This window comes from Mangrovibacterium sp. (genome assembly GCF_059905295.1).
Genome location: NZ_JBZQJF010000086.1, coordinates 1 through 6,241 on the forward strand (window position 1 = coordinate 1; position 6,241 = coordinate 6,241).

At 42.6% G+C, this 6,241-nt stretch carries 3 protein-coding genes; all 3 read right to left on the minus strand.

Going from position 1 to position 6,241, the window contains the following annotated elements; genetic code table 11:
• On the minus strand, positions 1-1,352 hold a 1,352-nt coding region (locus AC37HE_RS04725; RefSeq protein WP_500781634.1), incomplete at its 3' end, for a transglutaminase-like domain-containing protein.
• Positions 1,353-1,363: 11 nt separating this feature from the next.
• Entirely contained in the window at positions 1,364-3,649 is a 2,286-nt protein-coding gene (locus AC37HE_RS04730; protein ID WP_500781635.1) for a family 20 glycosylhydrolase, read from the minus strand.
• Between the two features lie 46 nt (positions 3,650-3,695).
• Complete coding sequence (gene nagB, locus AC37HE_RS04735; protein WP_500781636.1) at positions 3,696-5,642, minus strand: glucosamine-6-phosphate deaminase; 1,947 nt, start codon at positions 5,640-5,642, stop codon at positions 3,696-3,698.
• Positions 5,643-6,241 lie beyond the last annotated feature (599 nt).

The following is a 6,241-nucleotide window of genomic DNA, read 5'->3' on the forward strand; positions in this document are numbered from 1 at the left end:
CCATAGCTTAAATGAATCGCGTTCACAACCGGCTTTTCCTCTAATCCCAATTCTTTTGCCAAAGCTTTGCTCCAGGCTTCTGTTTTGAAAGTAGCCGTGTAACAAGTCCGGATTGAGTCTTCCAAAGCAAGGCGCTTTTCGTTCACATTCTTTTCATTGGTCGTCAACTGCGTTGTGTCTTTCACAACATGTGGCGGAACAAAGTCGAAATCGAAATGCTGTCCGTTCATCTCTTGATCGGCCAAAACCAGTTTCACGGTATCTACCTGAGCAATGGATACCCGTTTGAAATCAAACTTCTTGCCCTGGCTAGCCCAAACGATGATATCACCTAAGCCCATGGAAAGTGAAGTCTCCCCTTTGCTATTGGTCATCTGTGTGGCAATCGGAAAGTACTCGGCATAGTTATACAGTTGATATTCAACTTTCGCATTTACCGCAGGAGTACCATCTGCATTCTTTACATCAACATACAAACGTTTTACCCGTGCATAGTTTGATGTAACATCCAGTTCGGTGAAACGATCTCCCCGATTAATTACATCTTCCGGACCAAAATATTTACCGTAGGCACGTGTGTGCATTAAAATAGCCCGTGTTGAAGGTTCGGTAAACCAGCCCATATTCAGGCGGGCATCCGGCTCACAAGCACCAAGGTATTTCCAAACACCATCGACCCAAACTTCAACCCAGGCATGGTTATCGTCCGAGTGAGCCCAACGGGGCGTATAAACCTGGCGGGCAGGAATACCGGCAGCACGCAAAGCTGAAACGGTAAAGGTCGACATCTCGCCACAACGGCCGAAAGCTTTACGAATGGTGCTCAATGGTGCACTGGTGCGAATATCAGTCCCGCGGTAAACCACTTTTTCGTGGCACCAGTGGTTGATTTCCAAGGCCGCTTGTTCCATTTTCATCCCTTGTACACGCGCTTTAATCTCGTCGTACATCACAATACGGAATGAATCGAGGTTTTCATTATTAATACGAACAGGCAGTACAAAATGGAGGAATAAATCTTCGGGGACTGATTTTCCCCATGTCATATCTTTGCGGGTTTGCAAACTCTTACGCACATTGGCCAGGAAGAAATCGGCAGAGTAGTCGCCCAAATCGCTCAACGGCATGTAAGCATATAAATACTCCATCGCCTGGCGTTCGTCGTTCGTTAGCGGCTGGTTGAAAATATCCCACACATGGATGTTACTGTTGGCAGTCAGTTTCTTCTGAACATCCAACATGTGACTAATATCTTTAAGTTGCTCCGGGTTACTAATTAATTGATCCTTGTGGCTACAAGAAAAACTAATCAGAACAACAAGAGCTAATATGATCGAATTTCTAATCTTCATTTTGGGTTTGGTTAATGTTTTACGAGTTCTTCAGGTAATTTACTCATTTCTCCATCTCCTTGTTTTACTTCGAGCTTCAGCGAGTATCCGCCACCGCCATCGAAATAACCAAGGTAGATCGGGTAATATCCTTTTTTGAGGGCTATTTGACCGTATTTGATTGTTGGGCCATGGTATCCATCGTGATCAACAACCAGGCTATCTCCAAGAAAAAGCTGGCTCCCGTCGTCGGATGTTAATGCAAATGTGTAAACGGTCGTTTCAGGCGCATAAAAATAGCCGGACAAAGACAGCGCAAACAGTCCTTTGCGAGCTTCTTGCGGGAATTCAACCCCACTCACAACGCCTGTGCTCTTTGGTTTCAAATCCTTCATCTGCCCTACTTTGCTAATTGCATTTTCGTAGTAAGCGTATTTCAAACCCGGCTCCAGTTTTGTGCTATCTACATCGAATGCATCAATCGGGTCGGCTTTTTCGAACAAAGCTGTTTTTATCGGACCATGACGACCATCTTTCAGGTAAACAGCTGTCTTCAATGTCGTTGTTGACGATACGCTAAGCGGCTTCGTGTAAACCGGCGAATCAGTTGTTGGTTCGCTTCCGTCAAGCGTGTAATGGATGCTTGCAAATGGCCAGGGATTCGTTAAATCCACTTTGGCCGAGTCCATAAAGATCATTTTATTGAAAATCCCCTGCGGAGTTGGAATGTGGAAGTTGTACCCGGTATCGGTTAACCAGCCAAGGAACGGTTCCAGGCGATTCAAAAAATCAGCCTCGTTACGTGATTCTTTTGGAGACCAGAGCACTTCGCTCAGTGCCGTCATACGTGGTAAAGCACGATACTCAACCATTTTACCGGTAGGCATCCATTCCGACCACATGTTTCCTTGTGCACCCAGTACGTACTTGCCTTCTTCAGCTGTTAACTCGGCCGGAACAGGTTCGTAGTTGTAAACTTTACTCAGGGTGATTAAGCCGTTAAATGCTAATGGTTCTAATTCTTTATCCGGGTTTTGGTAATAATCGAAGTAGCAATAGTCCACCGGAGTCATAATAACATCGTGTCCCATTTGTGCAGATTTTATTCCACCGGACTCACCACGCCACGACATCACTGTTGCATTTTTAGCCAAACCGCCTTCAAGAATCTCATCCCAACCAATCATTGCCCGACCATGAGCGACCAAAAAGTCGTCGAGTTGCTGAATGAAATAGCTTTGCAGGCCGTGTTCGTCTTTTAAGTTTTTCTCTTTAATCCGCTTTTGACACAACGGACATTTCTCCCATTCTGCTTTCCAGGCTTCATCGCCACCAATATGGATATATTTTGAAGGGAATAATTCCATTACCTCGGTCAACACATTCTTATAAAAATCGATTACCGAGTCTTTTCCACCACAAACGATGCTTATTTCTGCTTTTCCGCCAGAAGCAACTCCAATTTTTGCATTTCTGCACGAAAGTTCCGGGTAAGCAGCAATTGCTGCAGCTGAGTGACCAGGGATATCAATTTCAGGAATAATAGTAATTCCGCGATCTGCAGCATAAGCAACAACATCTTTGATTTGCTCCTGGGTGTAATAACCACCGTAAGTGGCTTTTTCTCCTGGTTTCTGAAAAGGACGTTCATTCCACGGTAAATCTTCATGATCAACACGCCACGCTCCTACTTCAGTCAGTTTTGGATATTTCTTAATTTCGATCCGCCATCCCTGATCATCGGACAGGTGCCAATGAAAAGTATTCATTTTGTGCATGGCAATCAGGTCGATGTACTTTTTCACAAAATCAACTCCAAAGAAATGCCGGCTGACGTCCAGATGCATTCCTCTATAAGCAAAGCGCGGGTAGTCGTCGATCGAAAGGGTTGGGATCGTCAGACCGTTACCGGCCTGACGCCCCTGTTCAAGTATCTGTAATAAACTTTGAATTCCATGAATAACTCCATTTTTCGTTTTTCCAGCTAAAACAATTTGATCGCTAATATCAAGTTTGTAACCTTCCTCTTCCTGAATTGTGGGATCAATCTTCAAAAGAATTTTCACTCCAGACTCACTCAAAGTTAAGCTAGTTGAAGTTTTCAACTTTTGCATCTGTCCTTTCAGATATCCTGAAGCAAATGTCAAATCAGAATCAGAAGTTTCAATCTGCACTCCGTTATTAATGACCAAACTCTTTCCTGTTTGAGTCAGCGAGACCGGCTTGGGAATAATCTTGATTTCAGCATTGTTTACTGATGGCTGGCATGCTGCAAAAAGCAGCATGACCACCAGTAGAAAAATGGGGTATATTTTCATTGTTTACTGTTTTCGATTGAAAGATATTTATGGCTTTGAGGGACAACTATTTCAAAAATGATTCCTCATCGTCAAACGGATAGCGCACAAACGCTTCAATCGCTTCATATTCTGTCAAACCTAATTGGTCATAAATGTTTGCTGTAGTCCGGTTACGTTCTTCTGCGCGTTGCCAGAACTCACGTTTATCTTCACCCGGGAAAACAGGCTCGTCTTTTTGTGACTGGTGCTTAAAGATTGCTTTACGTTTACGATGCAATTCATCCGGGCTAATTGGCACTGCCATTTCAATATCTTCAACATCCCATTCCTGCCATGCACCACGGTACAACCACATGTAGCAATCGTCTAACCAAGCATCACCTTCAGCACGCATCTGGCGAATGGCCTTGAAAATAATTTGCAAACAAACCTCGTGTGTTCCATGCGGATCCTGCAAGTCACCAGCTGCAAAAATCTGATGAGGTTTAATGCTTCTCAGCAAATCAACCACAATTTGCACATCGGCATCTGAAGCCGGACTTTTTTCAACTTGTCCTGTTTCGTAAAATGGCAAATTCAGGAAGTGAACATTTTCTTCTTTAACACCGCTAAAACGACATCCGGCAGCAGCTTCACCAACACGAATCAAACCTTTCACTGATTTCACGTATGGTGAATCAACCTGACCAGCCTTTTTATTTTTCAGGAAATCACGTAACTCAGCATTTGCTTTTTCAATCACCGGTGAATCCACACCTTGATTCTTCAGCAGATCAACTGCAAATTGAGAGAATCGTAAAGCATCATCATCAAAAACGGCAATATTTCCGGATGTTTGGTAAGCCACATGAACATCATGTCCCTGATCGGCTAAACGGATCAGTGTTCCACCCATTGAGATCACATCATCATCCGGGTGCGGGCTGAATACAATTGAACGTTTAATAGCTGGTTCCGGACGTTCAGGACGGGTTTTCTCATGAGCACCCGGCTTGCCACCCGGCCATCCGGTAATTGTATCACGCAGTTGGCTAAATATTTTAATATTCAGATCGTAAGCGCCACCATACTCCACGAGCAAGTCACGCAGACCTGATTTTTTATAATCTTCATCTGTCAACTTCAAAATTGGTTTTTCCATCTTTTGACTCAACCAAACGACAGCTCTTTTAACCATTTTGGGAGTCCAGTCTACAACCCCTACCAACCAGGGAGCCTTAGTACGAGTAAATTCAGCTGTTGCTGCGGCATCTAAATAAACAGTTACATCTTTATGCAACTGCAGGAATGAGGCAGGAACATCCGGACTCACCGGTCCTTCGATCATCTCTTTCAAAATCGGAGACTTTCCTTTTCCCCAACCAGCTAGGATAATTTTCCGGGCTTTTAGAATTGTTCCAACACCCATGGTAATTGCCCGGTGAGGAACCAACTTCTCATCACCAAAATCTTTGATAGCATCTGAAATGGTCACCGAATCCAATTTCACCAAACGTGTTGTAGAATTCACAGTTGAACCTGGTTCATTGAAACCAATATGACCGGAACGACCGATTCCCAACACTTGAATATCAATACCACCTGCAGCTTCAATCTTTTCTTCATAAGCATTACAGAAAGCCGACACATCCTCAATCTTCAGCGACCCATCCGGAATATTCACATTCTCCGGCAAAATATCGATATGATTAAACAGATGCTTATGCATAAAATAAACATAGCTCTGCGCATCTTCAGGTCCCATTGGGAAATACTCATCCAGGTTGAAAGTGATTACATTTTTAAAACTTAATCCTTCTTCCTTGTGCAAACGAACAAGCTCCTGGTAAATCTTAATCGGAGAAGAACCTGTAGCCAGACCCAGCACAGCCATCTTCCCTTCAGCTTGCTTCTTTTTAATAATACCGGCTATAATTTCCGCCATCTTTTTGGCGCCAACCAATTGATTTTCCACAACATTGATCGGGAGTTTCTCAATTGTTTTTTCGATGTAACTAAGGCTGTAATTCATAACTGTCAATATTTTAATCTCCTGTTTCCAGACTCAATTGTTATTTAGATTTCTTCAAAACTAAGTATACTTTTTCAAAAAAAAATGGTTTTTGATGAAAAAATGTGCCCGCACACATAAAATTAACACAAGAATAGTGTCCGCACACATCAATAAACACAATACCCCTATTTTAGGTTCATGACAAAAAACAGGTCTTAATTCATTATAACACCAACTTCGACACATTTCGGCTCATAATGCAAGCATTAACATCAAAAACAAAGCATAATGAAATCTCGCACCCTATATATTAATATATAGCAACACTTAAACCGAACAAAAACCGACAAGTATCAACCGGAATAACCACAACAAACAGACCACAATAAGAAAACAACCAGACAACACAATTTATCACACAACACTATGTTTGCAACTTTCATAAAATTAAAAAATATCAACCACACAGGAAGACCTGAACTTCACCAAAAACGGAAAAAAGACGCAGAACATCCCTAGTCCACAGTCGAAGGAAAGCCAAAAACAATCAACAACAAACAAATAAAGTAGTAACGGCAACATTTCAATTCTACCAAAAAGCAACAAAAGAACAGCAA

Excerpts from the sequence above, each read along its gene's own strand:
- nagB (WP_500781636.1), bottom strand. The coding sequence starts at position 5,642 with ATGAATTACAGCCTTAGTTACATCGAAAAAACAATTGAGAAACTCCCG.
- AC37HE_RS04730 (WP_500781635.1), bottom strand. The coding sequence starts at position 3,649 with ATGAAAATATACCCCATTTTTCTACTGGTGGTCATGCTGCTTTTTGCA.